Origin of the sequence: Enterococcus sp. DIV0691, assembly GCF_051711145.1 — a bacterium.
Lineage (GTDB): Bacteria > Bacillota > Bacilli > Lactobacillales > Enterococcaceae > Enterococcus_B > Enterococcus_B hirae.
This window is the reverse complement of the sequence record NZ_JBIOLY010000001.1, coordinates 2755571-2778246: the sequence shown is the minus strand read 5'-3', so window position 1 is coordinate 2778246 and position 22676 is coordinate 2755571. Positions and strand designations below refer to the sequence as shown.

Below are 22676 nucleotides of genomic sequence, written 5' to 3'. Positions count from 1 at the left end.
ATCAAGAGATAAAAGAACTTGCCTAAAATTGCGTACACGCTTATTAGGAAGTTTCGTTTATTTTTTGAATGAGCTACTTCAGTCACATGCTCTTTTTTTTTAAGAACGATTAATCAAAAAATGTTTGCATCATTTCACGAACCTGTGTACACCATTGTAGTTCTTGCTGACAAAGTAAAATTCTTCGTTGAATAACGACATAACGTCCAAATTCCTCTTTTTTATTTACTGAAAGATCTGCTAGTTTTGCTTGGTTTTTTTGCATGATTTTGTTTAATTGTTGTTCTCTTGTAAATAAAAGACCTGTCGCTGTTGTTTTATCTAAGGTAGAAAAAGCGTACAGTTTGGCTAAAAATTCATCTTTTTGAGTAGGAGCAGGGGTCTCTTCTTTGATCCATTCTTCTACGATCGCTTTTCCTTCATTGGTGAGGGTATAAATTTTTTTCTGCGAATGTTCTTCGATTTCCAGGACAGAAATATAACCTTTCTGGTCTAATTTAGCCAGTGTCGTGTAAATCTGACTGTGGTGAGCTTCCCAGAAAATGGTGATTAATTGTTTTAGTTCATAACCGGAACGAGGTTTAGACAAAAGAACGCATAATAAGATATAGGCTAAAGTATTCATACGATACCTCCTGACTGATTTTCTCTTATTATAGCATATTTTTTATTTTTGTTTTTACATGTGCATATTGACATGTAAAATAAATCATGTATGATGCTAGATAGAGAAAGGAATGGGGAATTTGGAGAATCAAATAGAAATCAAAGAAGAACTAACAGAGAAAGGACAGGAACAAAGTAAAGGAAAGAATTCAGCGTTAGTAGTCGCTGCGACTTGTATGTTTGCATTTATGGGAGTCGGCTTAGTAGATCCCATTTTAAAAACGATTGCTGCTCAATTAGATGCAACACCTGCCCAAACGACATTATTATTTACGAGCTACATGTTGGTAACGGGAGTAGTGATGTTGTTTACAGGTTTTTTATCGAGTCGAATTGGTTTGAAAAAAACATTGATGGCAGGTTTGGTCATTATTGTTGTATTTGCTGGCTTAGGTGGATTGTCCAATGATATTGGTACATTGATCGGATTGCGTGCTGGTTGGGGTGTAGGGAATGCTTTATTTGTTTCAACAGCACTTGCGACTATTGTAAGTATTTTAGTGGGGAACACTGAAAAAGCTATTATGATGTATGAAGCAGCACTAGGCTGTGGGATGGCTGTTGGACCATTAGTTGGCGGCATACTAGGAAGTGGCTCGTGGCGTTATCCTTTTTATGGGGTAGCTACGTTGATGTTTATTGGCTTTTTAGCATTGGCGATCCTTCTTCCAGAGGCAGGAAAACCACAAAGGAAGGTTGGTTTTTGGGAAGGGGTCAAGGCGTTAAGTAATCACAAATTGCGTTCAATTGGTTTGATTGCTTTATTATATAATTTTGGTTTCTTTACGTTACTTGCCTATGCACCATTCTTATTAGTGGGGTATAGTGAGTTAGAGGTAGGTTTTGTTTTCTTTGGTTGGGGCGTTTTATTAGCAATTGCTTCGATTTTTGTCGCACCAGTACTAGAACAAAAATTCACTACTTACCGAACGATTTTAGCAGCTTTTGTTTTCTTTATTATTTGTTTGGCGTTACTAGGTGCCGGTTCAACTATCCAAATTTTAGTGCCAATCAGCATTGTACTTTCAGGTTTTTTCCAGGGGATCATCAATACATTATTGACAACGATTGCTATGGAGATACCAGGTTTACCAAGAAATGTGGCTTCTTCAAGTTATAGCTTTGTTCGTTTCTTTGGTGGGGCATTAGCGCCATTTATTGCAGGGATCATTGGCGAAAAACTAGGTGAAAGTTATGCTTTTTATTTTGCTGCGATCATTGTCGTAATTAGTGTCTTTTGTATTATTCATCATCAAAATTATTTTGTAACAGATGAAGATCAATAAAAATGAGGTTTTGAAAGAAAGAATAAAAACCGAAAAAATAGTTAATGATGAATCAATAAAACCTTGAATTTCACATACTGTGTTTCAAGGTTTTTTTCTGTTATTTGTGACGTTTGATCTACAGTTCTGGTAACTGGTATCGTGAGAGGGTTTATTTTTAACATGTGTTTCAACGAAAAAGGTCAATGAATACACTGTTTTTGTCATAAATCATGTTATGATGAGAATAAGACACAGCCAGTAAAAAGTGAGGAAAAGCGATGATTGAAGAATATTTCAAAGAAGTAGGTATCACGTTGGTTGAACTTCCCATCGAGTTGGTGGATGATCGACCCGTTTATGGTGGTTATCTAAAAGAGCTGCCTGTAATCAATGCGACAGGAGAATCTCGAAAAATCATGCACCAGAAACTAGCGAGTATGTATCAAGCCTATCGTGAACAACTACTTACAGATATGGAAATAGAAAAAGAAAAAACAATGAATCTGTCGACAGAAGAATTGTTAAGATATTATGATGGTGAGACATTCGATGGGTTTGCTATTTTTTCTAACGATAATGAAGATCATCTTGGCTAAAATAAGCTATTATCGACTTAAAGTTACGCTAAATGCGTTTCTTTTAGTCGATAATAGCTTATTTCAATCATTGTAGTTATGAGGCATTCTAGTTAAAGCGCTTGGGTAAGTTATTTTTGTTTAATTGATATTTGAAAGACAAATGGAAAATCCCGGCAATCAATAAAGTGATCGTATAAGCAATCGAATGGTGGAACGCTAGATTGTAATTGATCACAGCTAAAATGCCTAAAGCGAGCATATAACTAACATGTAGCCTTTGAACAATGCCTTTAGGACCAATTTTTTGAAGATAAACTTGCCATTTTTCCTGAGTGGGATTAAAATTTCTTTTTTTTATTTGGAAAAAAGTGGCTAAAATCATCACTCCTATAAAGGCAGCGATGTTTAAAGAAATCAAGTATACTAAAAATATCGTGAAAATTTCGAACATAAAAGTAACCTTTCTAACTAAAAAACTTTTCAAGAATCAAAAAATAAAGAAAAATTTTGTCATATTTTTATTGTGAAGACTAAAATGTTTCGTGTGAAACATTTTAGCGGATTTGACCTTCGCCGTAAATGATATATTTCGTAGAGGTCAGTTCATTCAATCCCATCGGACCTCGAGCATGTAATTTCTGAGTAGAAATACCGATTTCAGCACCAAAACCAAAAACAGCTCCGTCAGTAAAACGAGTTGAGGCATTCACATAAACCGCAGCGGCGTCCACTTCGTTCAAGAAACGTTGGCTTGCTTGGTAACTATCCGTAACGATGGCTTCAGAATGTTTTGTATTATGGCGATTGATATGGTCGATCGCTTCATCTAAAGAATCAACGACTTTCACAGCCAGAATATAGTCTAGATATTCCGTATCCCAATCAGCTTTTTCTGCAAGGGTTGCAGTTTCTAAATATTCCATGGCACGCATATCTGCACGTAGAGAAACCCCATGTTCTACTAATGCTTTTTCAATAACAGGTAAAAAGAAAGGGGCGATCTCTGAATGGATCAACAATGTTTCTGCAGCATTACAAACAGATGGACGAGAAGCTTTTGCATTGACGATGATATTCGTTGCCATGGTCAACTGAGCATCTTTATCGATATAAATATGGTTGTTACCAGTGCCAGTCTCAATGATTGGGACTGTGGCTTGTTCCTTCACTCTTCTGATCAAATTTGCGCCGCCTCGAGGAATCAACACATCTAAGTACTCTGTTAATTTCATTAATTCAGCAGCCATTTCATGAGATGTATCGTCCACAAATTGAACAGCGTAAGGAGACAGGCCAGCATCAGTTAACGTTTGTTGCAGAAGCTTCACTAATAATTGATTGGAAAAGAAAGCTTCCTTTCCGCCTCTAAGAATAACGGCATTTCCTGATTTAAAAGCCAAGCTGGCTGCATCAGTCGTCACATTCGGTCTAGATTCATAAATGATTCCGATGACACCAAGTGGGACACGTTTTTTTCCAATCAGTAACCCATCAGCATTCTTCCACATTTGGTCTACTTTTCCAATTGGATCCTCTAATGAAGCGATTTTACTGATTTCTTCAGCCATATCATGGATACGCTCAGGCGTTAAGCGTAAGCGGTCAAGCATCGTTTCGCTCATCTGATTTTCGGTTGCTTGCTCTAAATCTTTCTGATTGGCTTCAAGTATCGCTCCTTGATTTTTTTTGAGCATCAATGCCATCTGTTTGAGAAGGTCATTTTTCTGTTCTGTACTCATCAAGGCAAGAGTTTGGGCGCTTTGTTTTGCATTTTTTCCAAGTTGATTTAAATCAGTCATACGTGTTCCTCCTTAAATAAGGTTCCAAGTTCTTTACCGGCTAAAAGATCGAAGATAATGGTAGGATTTTTTCCGTTTGCCAGGATCATTGTACTGTTGGCTTCAAAAATACGTAATGCTGCTTGTAACTTACTAGACATTCCTCCTGTTCCAAAGGTGCTGCCAGCACCACCCGCTTGTGCCATTAAACACTCGTCAATGACCGAAACAGTTTGATACATCTTTGCATCTGGATTTTTTGAAGGATCGGCGGAATAAAATCCGTCAATATCCGATAAAACAATTAATAAATCTGCTGTGATCAATTTTGTAACGATCGCAGATAGTTGATCATTATCACCAAATTTCGTTGTATGTTCAAGTTCATCGACTGCTACAGTATCATTTTCATTAACGATCGGGATGGTTCCCATTGCTAATAACTGTTCAAGTGTGTTGATCACATTGACTCGACTTTGAGGAAAATCGATCACATCCCGAGTAACGAGGATCTGAGCTGTTTGCTGATTGTAAACACTGAAACGTTGATTATAAATGTTCATCAATTCTGCCTGTCCGATCGCAGCGATTGCTTGTTGTTCCGGGATCGTTGTGGGGCGTGTAGCTTGATTCATTTTGTGCATCCCGACACCAACAGCGCCGGATGAAACTAATACGACTTCTTTCCCTTGATTCCGAAGATCAGACAAGACAAAGGCAAGCTGATCAATCGCAGCGAGGTTGATGTTTCCATTGGGATAGATTAAAGTACTCGTTCCCACTTTAATAACAATTCGTTTGGCTTTTGTAACTTCTTTTCGCATGTGACACCTCTAACTAAATACACGTTTTGATTTCGTTCTATTCTACTTGTTTTACACCATAAAGTCATGTATAAAATTTATTTTTTTATGACAGCAGTATTTTATTCATCTTAACATAAATTAATGAAGAATTTTTTAAGTCGTCCTTTTGGTATCATGAATATGGTAAAATAAATATAGTCTATTTTGGGAGGAAATTCGGTGAGAAAAAGAGGATTTGAAGTTATTTCAACATATGCACAACAAAAGATACAATTACCTCAACGAGCAACTCATCATGCTGCTGGATATGATTTTGAAGCGGCAGAAGATATTGTTATTCCAAGTATTTGGAAAGCTGGATTAAAACAAGGGATAACAGCTCTTTCAGAGGTATTGAAAAATGAAGAAACAACAGTCGACGAGAAAACATTAAAACCAGTTCTTGTTCCTACTGGGATCAAAGCCTATATGGGAGAAGATGAATTTTTACAATTAGCCAATCGTTCAAGCAATCCGTTGAAGCGTTTTTTAGTTTTAAGTAATGGAGTAGGTGTCATTGATAGTGATTACTATAATAATGATGCAAATGAAGGGCATATCATGTTCCAATTTACTAATTTTGGTTTGAAGGATGTTGTCATCAAAAAAGGTGAGCGAATTGGACAGGGAATTTTCTTGCCATTCTTAAAAGCAGATCAAGACCAAACAGAACAGGCCCGTAAAGGCGGCTTTGGTTCATCAGATGTATAACCATTCAAGGTTTATTTAATTCAAAAATAATTATTTAAAGGAGGCGGGACAATGGCAAAAAAAGCGAAAGTCCAGTTTGTTTGCCAAAATTGTGGCTATGTTTCGCCTAAATTCTTAGGGCGTTGCCCAAATTGCGGGAAATGGAACACGATGGTCGAGGAAATCGAACAAGATACGACTGACCGTAGAACACGAACAAGTTTGACTGGAGAAAAAGCCAAACCAACGAAAATTGCAGAAGTGATTCCTAAAAAGGAACCACGAGTCAAAACAAAATTAGATGAATTGAATCGTGTTTTGGGTGGGGGCGTAGTTCCGGGGTCAATGATTTTGATTGGTGGCGATCCAGGCATCGGTAAATCCACATTACTTTTACAAGTATCCCAACAATTAGCTGATATCGGCGGAAAAGTATTATATGTTTCTGGAGAAGAAAGTGCAGAACAAATTAAATTACGTGCCGAGCGTTTGGGCTCAATCAATACAGAATTTTACTTATATGCTGAAACTGATATGAATGAAATTAGCCGTGCCATCGAACAGATTTCACCAGATTATGTGATCATTGATTCGATTCAAACGATGACACAACCTGATATTACGAGTGTAGCAGGGAGTGTCAGTCAAGTGAGAGAAACGACTGCTGAGTTGTTGAAAATAGCGAAAACAAATGGGATTGCGATTTTTATCGTAGGACATGTAACGAAAGAGGGATCGATTGCGGGTCCACGTATGCTTGAACATATGGTTGATACTGTTTTGTATTTTGAAGGAGAACAGCATCATAGTTTTCGAATTTTGAGAGCAGTAAAGAATCGATTTGGTTCAACAAATGAAATTGGTATATTTGAAATGCATGAACATGGATTAGAAGAAGTTGCGAATCCTTCCCAAATCTTTTTGGAAGAACGATTAGAAGGAGCAACAGGCTCAGCGATTGTTGTGGCGATGGAAGGTACCCGCCCAATTTTAGTGGAAATCCAAGCACTGGTAACACCAACAATGTATGGAAATGCTAAACGAACCACTACTGGCTTAGATTTTAACCGAGTATCATTGATCATGGCAGTTCTCGAAAAACGAGCAGGCTTACTGTTGCAGAATCAAGATGCTTACTTAAAAGCAGCAGGTGGGGTAAAATTAAATGAACCAGCCATTGATTTAGCGATTGCTGTGAGTATTGCTTCCAGTTACAAAGAAAAAGGGACACAACCGACAGAATGTTTTATTGGCGAAATCGGGTTGACGGGCGAAATTCGCCGTGTCAGTCATATTGAACAGCGTGTCAAAGAAGTACAAAAGCTGGGTTTCACAAAAGTTTATTTGCCAAAGAACAATCTAGGGGGGTGGAATCCTCCGACTGGCATTGAAGTCGTAGGTGTCGCTACCTTGGCGGAAACGTTAAAACGTGTCTTTCGTTAAAAATAGTAAAATTAAAGAAATGGAGGAAAGAGTATGCAAAAACGTGTCATCACCTTGCTGATGATTATTGTCGGTGCCAGCTTAGGTATTTCTTTTTTACCAATGGCTTGGCAGACAATTGGTCAGCAAACAAATGGATGGCTGAATAATACATTTACCAATAGCCTGTTAGGTGCACTTATTTTCTTTTTATTGTCTTTGCTATTGGCAAAACATATCTCAGCTGTTATCAAGCAAATTGAGGAAAAATTAAGTGAGGTTAGTTTAACTTACCTATTGTTTGGTGCAATTGGTGGGATTATCGGGCTAACTTTAGGTGTAATTATTTCAACGCCACTATATAATTTGAAAATTCCGTTTGTAAATAGTGTTCTTCCCATCTTATTAATGGTTATTTTAGGCTATTTAGGATTCAGGATGGGAACCACTCGAATCGATGAATGGAAAAAAATCTTTGGTTCAAGAAACAAGAAAGTGGAACAAGAAACACCTAGTCAAGTGGAGAGCCAAATACTGGAACGAAAATTAGGCGAGAACTTTCATAAATACAAAATCTTAGATACTAGCGTGATCATTGACGGACGAATCTATGACATCACCAAAACTGGTTTTTTAGAAGGCACACTGATGATTCCGAATTTTGTGCTTTATGAATTACAGTATATTGCTGATTCTGGCGATAGCCTAAAACGTGTTCGCGGACGCCGCGGGCTGGATATCCTCAATGCTTTGCAAAAAGAAGAAGGAATCTCTGTTGAAATGTATGACGGTGATTTTGAAGATATCACTGAAGTGGACAGCAAATTGATCAAATTAGCGAAACTTTTAGATGGTGTCATCGTGACAAATGATTATAACTTAAATAAAGTCTCAGAGTTTCAAAATGTACCAGTGTTGAATATCAATGCTTTAGCGAATGCAGTAAAACCGGTAGTTATTCCAGGTGAAAACATGAATGTTTTAGTCGTAAAAGCAGGAACAGAACGTCAACAAGGGGTTGCTTATCTCGATGATGGCACCATGGTGGTCGTGGAAGATGGACAGCATTATATGAACGAACATATCGAAGTGGTTGTTACAAGTGCCTTACAAACAGCTGCCGGGCGGATGATTTTTGCAAAACCAGCCCATGCAGGTCGTGGGATCGATAATAAAGACAATAAAAAAGAAACTGAAAAAAGTAAACATGCTTAACGAAAGAAAAATCGGAATATGAGTATAAAAAGTAGCCAACTGGTAAGGAAATTCAACCAGTTGGCTTTACTATTTCCCATATTAAAGGTAAAATTTGTGCTGAGTGGCTTTCATTTTAATGGAAAAGCCTTTAAGAAATATGAGGATGTAAAACAGAACATGTTTTTCGTGTTTTGTCTCATATTTTAAAGTCTAGTTTGAAAGAAGAGGAAGAAAATGACGAAAGTACGCGTACGCTATGCACCAAGTCCAACTGGGCACTTACATATTGGGAATGCTCGAACAGCATTGTTCAATTATCTATTTGCTCGCCACAACGATGGAGACTTTATTATTCGTATTGAGGACACAGACCAAAAACGAAACATTGAAGATGGTGAAAAGAGCCAATTGGAAAATTTGGCTTGGTTAGGTATCGATTGGGATGAATCTCCTGAAAATCCTGGAGAATATGGTCCTTATCGTCAATCTGAAAGAAAAGAAATTTATCAGCCTTTGATTGATCAACTTCTTGCAAGTAATCGGGCATACAAATGTTACTGTACAGAAGAAGAGTTAGAAGCAACTCGTGAAGAACAACGTGCACGTGGAGAAATGCCTCATTATGCGGGTACTTGTGCAAATCTAACACCAGAAGAACAAGCAGAAAAAGAAGCACAAGGGATTGAACCAGTGATCCGATTCCGTGTACCACGTAATACGGAATATGCGTTCAAAGATATGGTCAAAGGGGATATCACCTTTGAATCAGATAATATTGGTGGCGACTATGTCATTCAAAAACGTGATGGTATGCCAACATATAACTTTGCTGTAGCTGTAGATGATCATATGATGAAGATTACTCATGTCTTACGTGGGGATGACCATATTGCAAATACACCTAAACAATTGATGATCTATGAAGCTTTTGGTTGGACACCACCAACATTCGGTCACATGACATTGATCATCAATACAGAAACTGGGAAAAAACTAAGTAAACGTGATGAATCGATTTTACAATTTATCGAACAGTATCGTGAATTAGGTTACTTACCAGAAGCAATGTTCAACTTTATTGCATTATTAGGTTGGTCACCAGTAGGCGAAGACGAAATTTTCAACCAAGAAGAATTGATCAACATGTTTGATCCAAATCGTTTGAGTAAATCACCTGCAGCCTTCGATGCGAAGAAATTACAATGGGTGAATAACCATTACATGAAAGAAATGGATTTAGATAAGTTAACAGACATGTGCTTGCCTTACTTGATCGCTGATGGTCGAGTACAAGAAAATCCTGATGAAAAAACGATCGAATGGGTCAAAAGAATCGTTAGTCTGTATCAACCACAAATGAGTTACGCAGCTGAAATCGTAGAAGCTTCTTCCTTATTCTTCAATGAACATCCTGTATTGAACGATGCGGCTAAAGAAGTATTAGCAGGCGAAACTGTCCCACTTGTTCTTAATGCGTTTAAAGCACAACTAGAACAAATGGAAGTCGTGGATGCCCCAACCGTAAAAGCAGCAATCAAAGCTGTCCAAAAAGAAACTGGTGTTAAAGGTAAAAATCTTTTCATGCCAATCCGAGTAGCTGTTTCAGGACAAATGCACGGACCAGAATTACCAGATACGATCGAATTGCTTGGTCGTGAAAAATCATTAGCACATTTAAATCAAGTCATCAACTAAACACGATGAACAGAAAGAAGTAAGTAATCATTGATCTCAAGAGAGGTGACGGGCGGTGGAAGTCACTGATCGATGTTTACTGAAATGCCTCTGGGAGTGGTTTCGGCGAGTGAAATAGACACATCTCTTTGTGACGAATTTCAGGTAGTCGAGAACGTATAAGCTTACGTTAACAGCTAGAGGTAATCATATCTGATTATAAATAAAAGTGGAACCACGCCAATTAGCGTCTTTTAATAAGGAAACTTGTTAAAGGCGCTTCTTTATTTGTCAGAGAACTACATAAATTATTGAGAGGAAGGAGCGATGACGATGGGGTGGTTTGCCCGAGCGGTAGAGGCAGCTAAAAAAAATGACCCGGCTGCTCGTTCAACATTAGAAATCGTTTTGACATATCCAGGGTTTCATGCCTTATTTTGGCATCGGGTGTCACATTACTTATATCAGCATAAACTTTACTTGCTGGCAAAAATCAATGCACAATTTTGGCGATTTATAACAGGAATCGAGATACATCCTGGAGCCCAGATCGGACAAGGTGTTTTTATCGATCATGGGATGGGGATCGTGATTGGAGAAACCGCAGAGGTCGCTGATGATGTAGTTCTTTTTCATGGAGTTACGTTAGGTGGTACAGGTAAAGAAACGGGCAAAAGGCATCCCACAGTGAAACAAGGGGCAATGCTTTCTGCCAATGCTCAAATATTAGGACCGGTCACGATTGGGAAACATACGAAGATTGGTGCCGGTGCAGTCGTTTTAAAAGACATTCCAGATTATGCTACAGCCGTGGGGGTTCCTGCAAAAGTAGTACGGATTAATGGAGAAAAAGTGAGGAAATCAGAATGATAAAAATTTACAATACATTGACTAGACAAAAAGAGGAATTTGTACCGATTCAAGCAGGAAAAGTCGGTATGTACGTGTGTGGTCCGACTGTTTATAACTATATTCATATTGGAAATGCCCGCAGCACGATTGCTTTTGACACGATTCGACGCTACTTTGAATATCGGGGATATCAAGTCGATTATGTTTCCAATTTCACTGATGTAGATGATAAAATCATTCGTGCTGCTAATGAATTAGGGATCACGGCGCCAGAAGTAGCCAACCGTTTTATCCAAGCATTTGAAGAAGATACCAAGGCGTTGAATGTGGAGCCAGCTACAGCGCATCCTCGTGTGATGGATCATATGCCAGATATTATTTCTTTCATCCAAGTATTGATCGAAAAAGGTTATGGATATGAATCGAATGGCGATGTCTACTACCGTACAAGAAAATTTTCAACCTATGGACAACTTAGTGATCAATCGATTGATGAGTTAGAAGTGGGCGCGAGTCAACGGACGGGAGCAGAACAAAGTCAGAAAGAAGATCCGCTTGATTTTGCACTATGGAAAAAAGCAAAACCTAATGAGATCTCTTGGGATTCTCCATGGGGACCCGGACGTCCAGGATGGCACATCGAATGTTCCGTTATGGCAACGAAACATTTAGGGGAAACAATTGATATCCATGGTGGTGGGCAAGATTTAGAGTTTCCACACCATGAAAATGAGATTGCCCAAAGCGAAGCAAAAACGGGAAAGAAATTTGCCAATTATTGGATGCACAATGGTTACGTCACGATTGGCGATGATGATCAGAAAATGAGTAAATCATTAGGTAACTTTATTACTGTCCATGAAATGATCCAAACGGTAGATCCACAAGTGTTACGCTTCTTCATGGCAACAACTCAATATCGCCGACCGATTCGTTATAGTGAGGCAACGATGAAGGAAGCAGCGACAAACTTGCAACGCTTAAGAAATACATTTGATAATCTTAAATTCCGCCTAGCAACAGCAGAAAAATCTCTGGCAGATGACACAAAGTATTTAGCTGAGCTTGAACAAATCGAACAACGCTTTATTGAAGAAATGGACGACGATTTTAATGCTGCGAATGGAATTACCGTCGTTTATGAATTGGCAAAATGGTTAAACACGTATTTGGAGAAAACAACTGTTTCAGCGGATGTTCTAGCAAAAGGGGAAGCATTATTTACCCAATGGTTGGCTATTTTTGGTATTTTATTTACATCTGAGGAATTACTTGATGAAGAGATCGAGCAGTTGATCGAAGAACGTACGCAAGCAAGAAAAAATCGTGATTTTGCCCGTAGTGACGAAATCCGTGACCAATTAAAAGAAAAAGGGATCTTGCTTGATGACACACCGCAAGGAACTCGTTGGAGAAGAGAAGCATGAAAGACTATACACAATTAAACGGACTAGCTTTAGCTTATGTAGGAGATGCCATCTATGAGATCTATATTCGTGACTATTTGATCGAACAAGGGGCGACTAAACCGAATAAACTTCATAAAGCAGCCACGAATTATGTTTCAGCAAAAGCACAAGCTTATCTGATTAAAGAGATGCTAGAAGAAAAATTGATGACACCAGAAGAAGAAACTTTTTATCGTCGTGGTAGAAATGCCAAAAGTCATACAAGTGCAAAAAATGCAGATGTCACAACTTATCGAATTGCCACAGGTTTTGAAGCTTTGATGGGGTATCTGCATTTGACGAAACAAACAGAACGGTTAGAAGAATTAATTGAATGGTGTATCCAGAAAGTCGGTGAAAAAAATGGGTAGAGAACAAAAAGAACGTCATTATAACAAACGTAAAAAAGCAACGAAACAGCCAATGAACGCTTCATCACAGAAAAAATCGCAAAAAAAGCGAAACCATTATGACACTTCCTATGAACCTGTAGTTGGGGAGAAAAAAGAGGAAGCAATCGAAGATAATTTTGTCTTTGGTCATCATGCAACAGTAGAAGCCTTACAACAAGGTAGAGGGAATAAATTATTTTTACAAGAGGACTCACGGGGAGAAAAAACCGAAGAGTTAAAGAACATTGCTAGAGATCAAGCTGTACCAGTTAAATGGGTACCAAAACAAAAATTAGATACATTAAGTGATCATGGTGTACACCAAGGAGTAGTCTTAGCGATTACCCCGTATGAATATTTATCCTTAGACCAGCTTCTTCAGCAAACCAAAGAAAAAACAGAAACACCTTTCTTTGTCATTTTAGATAGTATTGAAGATCCTCACAATTTTGGTTCGATCCTACGAACAGCGGATGCAAGTGGGGTAGACGGCGTAATCATTCCTAAGCATCGGGCGGTAGGCATTACGCCAATCGTCACAAAAACCTCTACTGGAGCAGTCGAACATGTACCTGTAGCACGAGTGACCAATCTTGTTCAAGCAGTCCAACAACTAAAAGAGGCCGGTTTTTGGGTTTTTGGGACAGATATGGATGGTACAAATTTCCAAAAATGGAATGCAAAAGGCGCTATTGCTTTAGTGATTGGTAATGAAGGACGAGGAATGAGTCCTGGATTGAAAAAAGAAATGGACGAACTTTTGACCATTCCAATGGTCGGTCACGTTCAAAGTTTGAATGCGAGTGTTGCTGCTGGATTGTTGATGTATCAAGCTTTTTCTCAACGTCAAGGAGAGTGATCAGATGAAAAAGCAGCTCCTAATTGTTGATGGTTATAACATGATCGGTTCTTGGCCAGAACTCGTTTTGTTGAAAAAACAAGAAAAGATGGCGGATGCTAGAGAAGCTTTGTTGCATCGTTTGTCAAATTATGCCAAATACGAAGGAATTGAAGTGATAGTTGTTTTTGATGCACAATTGGTTCCAGGCATTCAGCAAAACTACAAGAAATACCAATTAGAAGTCGTCTTTACAAAAGAAGATGAAACGGCAGATAGTTATATTGAACGTATTGCTGGCCAATTGAATGATCGTTTAACGCAAGTAACTGTTGCCACGAGTGACTTAGCCGAGCAATGGATGATCTTTTCACAAGGGGCTTTGCGGACTTCTGCCTATGAATTATATAAAACGATCCAGAAAACAGAGAAAAACATTGCACAAGATAATATAAATATGCAATTTGATAATTTTCGTCGTAATTCGCCTTGGAGTAAAGAACAATTAGAAAAATTGTCCCAAAAGTTAGACGATTTAATGCGAAAAGATAGATAACACAGTTATATGATTAGTCAATCGGATGATTGATGGTAAGATTCCTCCATAATCGAAAGAGATGGAGGAATTATTTTATGTCTGAGGAGTTATTGCGCGCCGCACGTGACGGTGATGAAGAAGCATTCGCTATCCTATATCAAAAATATTTTCCACTTTTATTACGTTTAAAAAATATGTACTACCTAAGAAATTATGTGTATGAAGATTGGGAACAAGAAGCAAGGATCGCCTTATACCAGGCTTTAAAGACTTATGAAAATAACAAAGGCGTTAGCTTTGGCAGCTATTATAAAAGCATTATCAGTAATCAAATTTATTCATTATTAAGAAAACAAAATGCCTTGAAACGCAGAGACCAAAAAGATGAATTATCGATTGATCAGAAGGTTGAAACAGAAGGTCCGGACTTTTTAGCAGAAATCACTACTCAAGAACCACTTGCGATGCAACGATTACTGTTAAATGAAGCCATTGAAGATTGTGAAATCAAATTTTCAAAAAAGGAAGCAAAAATATTTTATTATTATATGCAAGGAACCGATTTCAAGAGGATGGCAGAGGAACTTTCAATGGATGTCAAACAAGTCAAGAGTGCGTATAGCCGTGTGAAATTTAAAATAAAACAACATCTCAAAAATTATCATGAGGAATAATTTATAAAATTATTAATGTTTTTCTTATTTGTTTTTATTGCATTTCTTTTTTTTATATGGTAAACTTGAAAATTTTTAGAAAGTGTGGTATATTGGGTAATGAGGTGAACTGTATGCCAACAACTTTAGCTACAATCAAAAAAGATTTAGAAGGTCGTATCGGCAGCCCAATCATGCTGGTTGCTCAGACAGGAAGAAAGCGTCAAACAGAACGCCGAGGCGTTTTAACAGAAACCTATCCTTCAGTATTCGTTGTTGATTTGGATCCTGAAGAAAATTCTTTTGAACGAGTATCGTATAGCTATTCAGATGTACTTACTCGAACAGTCGAGATTGAATTTTTAACTGAAGCAGTTTAAAAAGCAAGCGAGCCTAGTTTTTTATAAGGTTCGTTTGCTTTTTTGTTTGGAAATAGGTATGCTGAAAAAAAGAGAATTGGAGGCACTTTCAAATGGAACATTATGTAAAAAAATTTGCAGATTTGACCACTCAAGAATTTTATGAGATTGTCAAAGAACGCATTGCTGTTTTTGTCGTAGAACAAAATTGTCCCTACCAAGAAGTGGATGAAATTGATAGCCAAGCTTGGCATACGTATTTCAAAGATGAAGCAGGGAAAATTTCTGCTTATACACGTATTTTTGAAGAGGATGGAACGATTCATTTTGGACGAGTGTTGGTCAATAGTGAGCATCGTAAAGAAGGGCTGGGACGTAAGATCGTGCAACGTACGATGGAAGTGATTGAAGCCAGTTACCCGCAACGACCGATCGTCATTGGGGCGCAAGTCTATCTTCAATCTTTTTATGAGTCATTTGGATTCGAGGCCATTTCAGATGTTTATTTAGAAGATGACATTCCCCATATCGATATGAAAAAATCGAGCTAAAGTGATCATGAAGATTAAGTAGCGCAATACAAAAAGAGGTTGAGACAAAAGTGTTCAGCATCAAGAAATAAGAAGGAATTTCCGAAAATTGCTTCTCAAATTTTTGGTAAATTTCGGCTTATTTCCGAAGATGCTACTTTTGTCTCACCGTTTATTCGTTTTTAGAGATACTAGAAGAGACTGAGACAACTTTTGTCCCAGTCCCTTTTTGTATCATTTAGTTTTCTTTATTTTTCAGTTGTCTGATCAACGGTTGCTTGTGTAGTTGGTCGTCCGTTGTTTTCTGCTGTTTGTTGTGCAAGTAGATCACGAATGTCGCTCAAATAATCTTCAGCAGTTGGTTTGGCAGGTGCTTCTTCTGTTTCTTTTTCAGGACGTAATCTTTTAGCGTGGTTGGCTGCTTTCACAACTAAGAATAAGACAAACCCTGTAATAATAAATGTTATGATTGCACTAATAACATTGCCGAAAGCAAACGTAACTCCTTTAGTAGGTGACCAGTCCAAGATAGAAAGGGCGCCTTCCAAATCAGACGTGCCAGTAATCATCGCTACAACCCAGCCTACAAGAGGTGTGATCAAACCTTGAACGATCTGATTGACAATGCTAGTAAATGCACTCCCGATAACAACCCCAACGGCTAAATCTAATACGTCGCCACGCATAATAAACTCTTTAAATTCTTTAATCATTTTTCTCCTCCTCTCACTTATCCTTAGTATAACGAAGAATAAAAAAATATAAAAACGACATGCATTTATGGCTAAGGTCTGTCGTTCAAGTACTTATATGCTATACTAGAAGGTGACTCTTAAGTGATGCAAGAGAGAATTAAAGCAGTAAAAAATAGTAGCCACATATTCTTTTATCCTCCAAGATAAAATCAACCATGTCGGAGAACGAACTGCTAATAAAGGAGCATGTACTATGACATATCAACTGGCAGAGGGTGTAAACCTCCACGTCTTGCAAACAAAACAATATAAAACGGTTCGTATCTTTGTTCGCTTTACTACGCGTTTAAAAAAAGAAGTCATCACGAAACGTTCCCTTTTAAGTAGCTTGTTAGAAACGAACAGTTTAAATTATCCTGACCAGACTCAGTTAAGTGCAAAATTGGCGGATCTTTATGGTGCTAGTTTTGGAACGTCCGTGAGAAAAAAAGGCAATCTTCACTGGTTGGATGCTAGCATCAACTTTGTCAATGGCAAGTATATCAATGATACCAGCATTTTAAACCAAGCTGTTGCTTTTTTGAAAGAAGTTCTCTTTTATCCAAACATTACGGGGGAAAAATTTGATCCAGCCACTTTTGCTTTAGAAAAAAACAATTTGAAACTTTATTTAGAGAGCTTAAATGAAGACAAGCAAACGATGGCTTCACTGGCGCTTCAAGAGTTGTATTTTGATCAGTCGGAGGCGCAGAAAATACCAAGTTTTGGAACAATCGAAGATCTAGATGAACTCACAGCTGAAGTGTTAGCTGACTATTATCATCAGATGATCACAGAAGATCAGATCGATATCTTCGTAGTGGGAGATGTCTCTCCTGCAGAAGTCCAAGCAGCTTTTAGTGAATGGGCATTTCCAGAGCGAGAAAGATTACACCCGGAAATTTTTTATAGCCAACCGCAAGAAAATATCATCAAAGAACGACAGATCGAAGAACCAGTGACTCAGGCGAAATTAAATTTGGCTTATCAAACCAATGTCTATTATGACCAACCGGATCGTTTTTCATTGATGGTCTTCAATGGATTATTTGGCGGTTTCCCACACTCTAAATTATTTATGAATGTTCGTGAAAAAGAGAGCCTAGCTTACTATGCTTCCAGCAGCATTGATACTTTTCGTGGGTTCCTAAGTGTACAAACAGGAATTGATGGACGTAAACGTAACCAAGTATTGCATCTGATCCATGAACAATTAGAAAGTCTACGAAATGGGGAAGTCACAGAACTTGAATTGACACAAACTAAGGCCATGTTACGAAACCAATATCTATTATCATTAGATGCCCCGCAAGTAGCTGTCGAGACTGCCTATTTAGAGAATTGGTTGCCAGAAACGAAATTAACAGCTGACGAATGGTTAAAACGGATGGAAAAAGTAACGGTCGAAGACATCCAAAAAATAGCTCGACAAATCGAGTTGCAGGCAATTTTCTTTTTAGACGGAGGTACAACAAATGAATAAAACAGAATATGATCAAATCAACGAAACACTGTACCATGAAGTATTACCAAATGGTTTGACTGTTTATTTATTACCTAAAAATGATTACCATAAGACATATGGTTTATTTAGTACAAATTACGGTTCGATCGATAATGAATTTATTCCATATGGTTCAGATAAAAAGATAAAAGTTCCAGATGGTATTGCCCATTTCTTGGAACATAAATTGTTTGAAAAAGAGGATGGCGATGTCTTTCAATTATTTGGACAACAAGGGGCCTCAGCTAACGCGTTTACCAGTTTTACCAAAACAAGTTATTTATTTTCAACGACAGATCAAGTTGAAAAAAATTTGACGACTTTACTTGATTTTGTCCAAGCACCTTATTTTACGGAAGAAACTGTTAATAAAGAAAAAGGGATCATTGGACAAGAAATACAAATGTATGAAGATGATCCAAATTGGCGGATGTTTTTTGGCATTTTGAATAATTTATACCCTGAACATCCTTTGCATATCGATATAGCTGGCACAGTTGAAAGTATTGAAGCAATCACTGCTGATGATTTATACACGTGCTATCGGACATTTTATCAGCCAAGTAATATGGTCTTGTTCGTAGTAGGAAAATTAGAGCCGGAAAAGTTGATGGAATTGATTCGAACCAATCAAAATGCTAAGGATTTTCCACCAGCTCAAAAAATCGAACGTTATTTCCCTGACAATAATGGTGATATTATTGCGAAAAGCTCAATGCGCTCAGCAATCACTAGAGATAAGTTTGTCTTGGGGATCAAAGGGCTAGATGTTTTACCAGCAGAAGGGAAGGAATTATTGAGATACAAGACCGCTCTCAATCTTTTATTCCAATTGTTATTAGGGAATACTTCTCAAAATTATTTGAAAATGTACAATGATGGTTTAATTGATGACAGCTTCGGTTTTGAATTTAGTTTAGATCGAGAATTTCATTTTGCTGACTTTAGCGGAGACACGGATCAGCCAGAAAAAGCAGCTGAAAAAGTGAAAGAAATTCTTCTGCATTTTGAAGAGGATCAAGAACTGTCTGAAGAAAATCTAACATTGTTGAAGAAAAAGATGTTAGGACAATATTTCCAAACATTAAATTCACTGGAATACATTGCAAACCAATTCACGCAAAGCCTATTTGGGGATCAAACATTATTTGATTTACCAGAAATTATTGAATCCATTCAATTAGCAGATGTATTAAAAGTAGGTCGTTCTTTTATCAAAGAAGAAGCGTTCAGTGAGTTTTATATGCAGCCAAATGTCTGATATAGAAGTAGAGATGACGAATGGGAAAGTAGTTAAACTCTTAAATTTCGTTATAGAGTGCATTTAATGTTACCCTAAGATAACTTCGTTTATGGTATTCTTAAGAAGATAAAGAATAAAAAATGGGCGTTGGTGTATGGCGTGTTACATTCTTAACGAAAAGGAACAATTAGACGACTAGCGTTTATACAATTGCTGGTTAGAATAAAAAGACTGGAGAAGATGAACGAGTGGCTTTTGAAACCATCGGAGAAACATTAAGGCAAGCTCGCCTAAATAAGAAAATATCTTTAGATGAATTACAGCAGATTACGAAAATTCAAAAACGTTATCTAGAAGCAATCGATAATGATGATTTTGATCAACTACCTGGAAAATTTTATGTTCGGGCATTTATTCGTCAATATGCAGAAGCTGTCGGTGAAGATGGCGATCATTTAGTTGATGTATTTGATGGGAAAAGCAAATTATCAGCTGGAGAAGTTGTCGCACGTCCTGAACCAGAAACAGTGAGTGGTTCGAGAAAAGCGATGCATCAGGAAGAAGCCAATCCAAGTAAGTTTTGGACAAGTCTACCGGTTATTTTACTTGGTTTAGTCGCTTTAGCAATTATTACTGTTGTGGGTTATATGACTTGGCAGGATCGAAAATCTGACCCGATTATTGATACAACGGCAACTTCAGTTTCGGTTGACGGTGCAATTACACAAACGACATCTAGCACTAAGAAAGAGCGTGAATCCTCTTCTTCAACAAGTACGACAACCACTTCAACAACACAAGAAGAGAAAAAGATGGCGATTACGGCTGGTGAAGACACAGGTAGTACGATCGCAGTGAATGTTACGGATGCGAAAAAACCTGTTACACTTGAATTTGCAGCGACTAACCGAATTTGGATCGGTGTATTAGTGGATAATGCCTATGTTTATCAAGGGACATTAGCAGCCAATGAAACACAAAGCACGCAATTACCAGAAACGGCAACTAATGCAACGATTCGATTAGGAGCTGCAAGTAATGCAACGGTTAAAGTAAATGGGGAAGAGATTCCTGTTAATCCAGGAGCGAACAATCAAAATCCTAAAAATGTCACGCTGACACTACAGTATGCAGAGTAAATCGCTCATAAGTAGAATGATGTGAAAAAAGAAAACAAGATAAGTACCTGGGAAGGCAGATTCATCTTAGGTACTTATCTTTTTTCACGACTGCTGATAAAAACTGATCATTATCGGTGGAAAGTTTAGAACGAGTCACGTAGAATAGGGAAGAAAGGAGTCGATAGTGTGAATTTACCAAATAAATTAACTGTACTTAGAATTTGTATGATCCCGATTTTTATTTTAGTTGTCGGATTACCATTAGATTGGGGACAAGTAACTGTAGGAGCAACATCTCTTGCTGTGACACAATTAGTAGGAGCAATTATTTTTGCTTTAGCAAGTATTACCGATTGGCTCGATGGCAAAATTGCTCGTGCCAGAGGATTAGTCACCAATTTTGGGAAGTTTGCTGATCCGTTAGCAGATAAAATGTTAGTGATGACCGCTTTTATCATGTTGGTAGGGCAAGGTAAGGCACCAGGATGGGTAGTTGCGATCATCGTTTGTCGAGAACTAGCTGTTACCGGTCTGCGACTATTGTTAGTCGAAGATGGGGAAGTCATGGCAGCCGCTTGGCCAGGAAAAGTAAAAACGGCTACGCAAATGGTTGCGATTATTTTGTTATTCATCAATAATATTCCATTTAATTTGATCAATTTACCAATGGATCAAATTATGTTGTACGCTTGTTTGATCTTCACGATTTATTCAGGTGTTGATTATTTTATGAAAAATAGTGGTGTGTTCAAAGGTTCGATGTAAGATTCTTTACAAAGATGTGCCATTTCGATAATTCGTCTTACCCCAAAATAACATTTTATATTTTGGGGTAAGACGAATTTATTTATGCTGATTCACGTTTCAATCATTTATTTGATCGCCATTTTTCTAAACTAGCTAGATGCATAGCTATCTTATGATGAAGATGAAAATGATGAAACTCTTTATCAGAAAATGAGCAAATGATAAATGAAACGTTTAGCAAATGGCGTATACTATTAGTAGATAAAAAGAGATTGAGAAGAGACCAAAACAGGCCAACGAGAATTCGTCTGTTGTAATGAAGGAAGCGAAAAAATGAAATCAGAAATCATAGCAGTAGGGACAGAACTTTTACTAGGACAAGTAGTCAACACGAATGCCACGTTTTTATCCGAACAGTTAGCAGACCTCGGGATTGATGTGTATTATCAAACGGTGGTTGGTGATAATCCCGACCGCTTAGAATCATTACTCCAATTAGCAGAAACCAGAAGTGACTTGATCATTTTATGTGGAGGGTTGGGACCGACAGAAGACGACCTGACGAAAGAAGTTACTGCGAAACATCTAGGGGAAGAATTGATCCAAAACACCGAAGGCTATAAAAAATTGTTAGCATTTTTTGAAACGACCAAGCGTAAAATGACTGAAAACAATTTACAACAATCACAAATCATCGATGGGGGGATTGCTTTACCTAATCGCACAGGCTTAGCATTAGGTACGTTCTATCAAACAGCGGACCATGTCTATCTCTTGTTACCTGGACCACCGAGTGAATTAAAGCCAATGTTCATTGAACAAGCTCGCCCATTATTGGAGCAAAACTTTCCATCTGAAGAAATGCTGATCTCAAAAGTTTTACGTTTTTACGGTATCGGGGAATCCCAACTAGTCACAGAATTAAAAGACTTGATTGAAACACAGATCAACCCAACGATTGCCCCTTACGCAAAACCTAACGAAGTCACTTTACGATTAACTGTGAAGACCAAAGACAAACATGCAGGAAACCAAGCCTTACTTGCTTTGGAAGAAAAAGTATTGGCGAGAGTAGGAGAGTACTTCTATGGATATGGTGATGATAATTCATTGCCTAAAGTGGTCGTAGAATTATTAAAGGAAAGAAACCAAACAATAACTGCAGCAGAAAGTTTGACTGCTGGAGCCTTTCAATCAGCTTTGGGAGAGATCTCTGGTGTTTCTCAAGTCTTCCCAGGTGGCTTCATTACCTATTCTTTAGAAACTAAAGCAGAATTTTTACACATCGATGATGCACTATTGAAGCAGCATGGAACCGTCAGCCAAGAATGTGCAGAACAAATGGCTATCCAAGCACGTAATTTAGCAAAAACAGATTATGCGATTTCGTTTACTGGAGTGGCTGGACCAGATACCTTAGAAGGACAGCCAGCTGGAACAGTTTGGATCGCGGTTGCAACAAGTGAAGGGGAGGTCATTTCGCAGAAATACCAATTTACCAGAGACCGTTCTCATATAAGGAATAGCGCAGTAATGCAAGGATTTGATCTCATTAGAAGACAACTATTAAGAAAAAAATAAATGCGAATATTTGTTCGG

Annotated in this window: 24 protein-coding genes and 1 other annotated feature; of the genes, 19 read left to right on the top strand and 5 right to left on the bottom strand. The window is 37.9% G+C overall.

Annotation, left to right across the window (positions count from 1 at the left end):
* Nucleotides 1-109 precede the first annotated feature (109 nt).
* Complete coding sequence (locus tag IGJ11_RS12715; protein WP_010720645.1) at nt 110-625, bottom strand: PadR family transcriptional regulator; 516 nt, start codon at nt 623-625, stop codon at nt 110-112.
* Nucleotides 626-737: 112 nt separating this feature from the next.
* Between IGJ11_RS12715 and IGJ11_RS12710 the strand changes: the two genes are divergently transcribed.
* A complete protein-coding gene (locus tag IGJ11_RS12710; protein WP_053765955.1) occupies nt 738-1952 on the top strand; it encodes an MFS transporter in 1215 nt (404 codons plus the stop codon).
* Nucleotides 1953-2212: 260 nt separating this feature from the next.
* A complete protein-coding gene (locus tag IGJ11_RS12705) occupies nt 2213-2530 on the top strand; it encodes a hypothetical protein (RefSeq protein WP_010737260.1) in 318 nt (105 codons plus the stop codon).
* 88 nt (nt 2531-2618) lie between these two features.
* Here IGJ11_RS12705 and IGJ11_RS12700 read toward each other — a convergent pair whose 3' ends face one another.
* The 3 genes from IGJ11_RS12700 to proB form a co-directional block, all read right to left on the bottom strand.
* Nucleotides 2619-2963, bottom strand: coding sequence for a hypothetical protein (locus IGJ11_RS12700; RefSeq protein WP_010720642.1), 345 nt, complete (start codon nt 2961-2963; stop codon nt 2619-2621).
* 103 nt (nt 2964-3066) lie between these two features.
* Nucleotides 3067-4311: a glutamate-5-semialdehyde dehydrogenase gene (locus IGJ11_RS12695; protein ID WP_207433451.1), complete on the bottom strand. Its 1245-nt coding sequence runs from the start codon at nt 4309-4311 to the stop codon at nt 3067-3069.
* Nucleotides 4308-5114, bottom strand: a complete 807-nt coding sequence (gene proB / locus IGJ11_RS12690; RefSeq protein ID WP_010720640.1) for a glutamate 5-kinase — start codon at nt 5112-5114, stop codon at nt 4308-4310. Before proB ends, IGJ11_RS12695 begins: the two co-directional genes overlap by 4 nt.
* 201 nt (nt 5115-5315) lie before the next feature.
* Here proB and IGJ11_RS12685 point away from each other — a divergent pair, with 201 nt between their 5' ends.
* The 12 genes from IGJ11_RS12685 (at nt 5316) to IGJ11_RS12630 (ending at nt 15749) form a co-directional block, all read left to right on the top strand.
* A complete protein-coding gene (locus tag IGJ11_RS12685; RefSeq protein WP_053765952.1) occupies nt 5316-5846 on the top strand; it encodes a dUTP diphosphatase in 531 nt (176 codons plus the stop codon).
* A gap of 51 nt (nt 5847-5897) precedes the next feature.
* Complete coding sequence (radA, locus tag IGJ11_RS12680; protein WP_010720638.1) at nt 5898-7268, top strand: DNA repair protein RadA; 1371 nt, start codon at nt 5898-5900, stop codon at nt 7266-7268.
* Nucleotides 7269-7301: 33 nt separating this feature from the next.
* Nucleotides 7302-8462, top strand: coding sequence for a PIN/TRAM domain-containing protein (locus IGJ11_RS12675; protein ID WP_010720637.1), 1161 nt, complete (start codon nt 7302-7304; stop codon nt 8460-8462).
* Between the two features lie 216 nt (nt 8463-8678).
* A complete protein-coding gene (gene gltX / locus IGJ11_RS12670) occupies nt 8679-10139 on the top strand; it encodes a glutamate--tRNA ligase (RefSeq protein ID WP_010720636.1) in 1461 nt (486 codons plus the stop codon).
* Nucleotides 10136-10376: a binding site (T-box leader), on the top strand. Its footprint overlaps the gene before it by 4 nt.
* A gap of 75 nt (nt 10377-10451) precedes the next feature.
* Nucleotides 10452-10988: a serine O-acetyltransferase EpsC gene (gene epsC / locus IGJ11_RS12665; RefSeq protein WP_207433449.1), complete on the top strand. Its 537-nt coding sequence runs from the start codon at nt 10452-10454 to the stop codon at nt 10986-10988.
* Nucleotides 10985-12397: a cysteine--tRNA ligase gene (gene cysS, locus IGJ11_RS12660; RefSeq protein WP_207433446.1), complete on the top strand. Its 1413-nt coding sequence runs from the start codon at nt 10985-10987 to the stop codon at nt 12395-12397. The genes epsC and cysS overlap by 4 nt, the downstream gene beginning before the upstream one ends.
* Entirely contained in the window at nt 12394-12789 is a 396-nt protein-coding gene (locus tag IGJ11_RS12655) for a Mini-ribonuclease 3 (RefSeq protein ID WP_010720633.1), read from the top strand. The genes cysS and IGJ11_RS12655 overlap by 4 nt, the downstream gene beginning before the upstream one ends.
* On the top strand, nt 12782-13669 hold the full coding sequence (rlmB, locus tag IGJ11_RS12650) for a 23S rRNA (guanosine(2251)-2'-O)-methyltransferase RlmB (protein ID WP_178306310.1): 888 nt from the start codon (nt 12782-12784) through the stop codon (nt 13667-13669). The genes IGJ11_RS12655 and rlmB overlap by 8 nt, the downstream gene beginning before the upstream one ends.
* A gap of 4 nt (nt 13670-13673) precedes the next feature.
* A complete protein-coding gene (locus IGJ11_RS12645; RefSeq protein WP_034700055.1) occupies nt 13674-14204 on the top strand; it encodes an NYN domain-containing protein in 531 nt (176 codons plus the stop codon).
* A gap of 77 nt (nt 14205-14281) precedes the next feature.
* Entirely contained in the window at nt 14282-14860 is a 579-nt protein-coding gene (locus tag IGJ11_RS12640; RefSeq protein ID WP_034700053.1) for a sigma-70 family RNA polymerase sigma factor, read from the top strand.
* 113 nt (nt 14861-14973) lie between these two features.
* The gene (locus tag IGJ11_RS12635) at nt 14974-15219 is read left to right on the top strand and encodes a Veg family protein (RefSeq protein WP_005875105.1); all 246 of its coding nucleotides are present in this window, start codon (nt 14974-14976) and stop codon (nt 15217-15219) included.
* Nucleotides 15220-15311: 92 nt separating this feature from the next.
* Nucleotides 15312-15749, top strand: coding sequence for a GNAT family N-acetyltransferase (locus IGJ11_RS12630; protein WP_207433445.1), 438 nt, complete (start codon nt 15312-15314; stop codon nt 15747-15749).
* A gap of 227 nt (nt 15750-15976) precedes the next feature.
* On the opposite strand, the gene mscL is transcribed toward IGJ11_RS12630, so the two are convergent.
* Nucleotides 15977-16441 carry a large conductance mechanosensitive channel protein MscL gene (mscL, locus tag IGJ11_RS12625; protein WP_010720627.1) on the bottom strand — a complete coding sequence of 155 codons (465 nt, stop codon included), beginning with the start codon at nt 16439-16441 and terminating at the stop codon, nt 15977-15979.
* Between the two features lie 235 nt (nt 16442-16676).
* Between mscL and yfmF the strand changes: the two genes are divergently transcribed.
* From yfmF to IGJ11_RS12600, 5 genes are all read left to right on the top strand, one after another.
* Nucleotides 16677-17945, top strand: coding sequence for an EF-P 5-aminopentanol modification-associated protein YfmF (gene yfmF, locus IGJ11_RS12620; protein ID WP_010737266.1), 1269 nt, complete (start codon nt 16677-16679; stop codon nt 17943-17945).
* Complete coding sequence (yfmH, locus tag IGJ11_RS12615; protein WP_034867280.1) at nt 17938-19227, top strand: EF-P 5-aminopentanol modification-associated protein YfmH; 1290 nt, start codon at nt 17938-17940, stop codon at nt 19225-19227. Before yfmF ends, yfmH begins: the two co-directional genes overlap by 8 nt.
* Before the next feature lie 230 nt (nt 19228-19457).
* The gene (locus IGJ11_RS12610; protein WP_207433442.1) at nt 19458-20348 is read left to right on the top strand and encodes a RodZ domain-containing protein; all 891 of its coding nucleotides are present in this window, start codon (nt 19458-19460) and stop codon (nt 20346-20348) included.
* A 168-nt stretch (nt 20349-20516) separates the two neighbouring features.
* Nucleotides 20517-21095: a CDP-diacylglycerol--glycerol-3-phosphate 3-phosphatidyltransferase gene (gene pgsA / locus IGJ11_RS12605; RefSeq protein ID WP_207433440.1), complete on the top strand. Its 579-nt coding sequence runs from the start codon at nt 20517-20519 to the stop codon at nt 21093-21095.
* Nucleotides 21096-21410: 315 nt separating this feature from the next.
* Nucleotides 21411-22658 carry a competence/damage-inducible protein A gene (locus IGJ11_RS12600; protein ID WP_081204242.1) on the top strand — a complete coding sequence of 416 codons (1248 nt, stop codon included), beginning with the start codon at nt 21411-21413 and terminating at the stop codon, nt 22656-22658.
* The last annotated feature ends 18 nt before the right edge of the window (nt 22659-22676 follow it).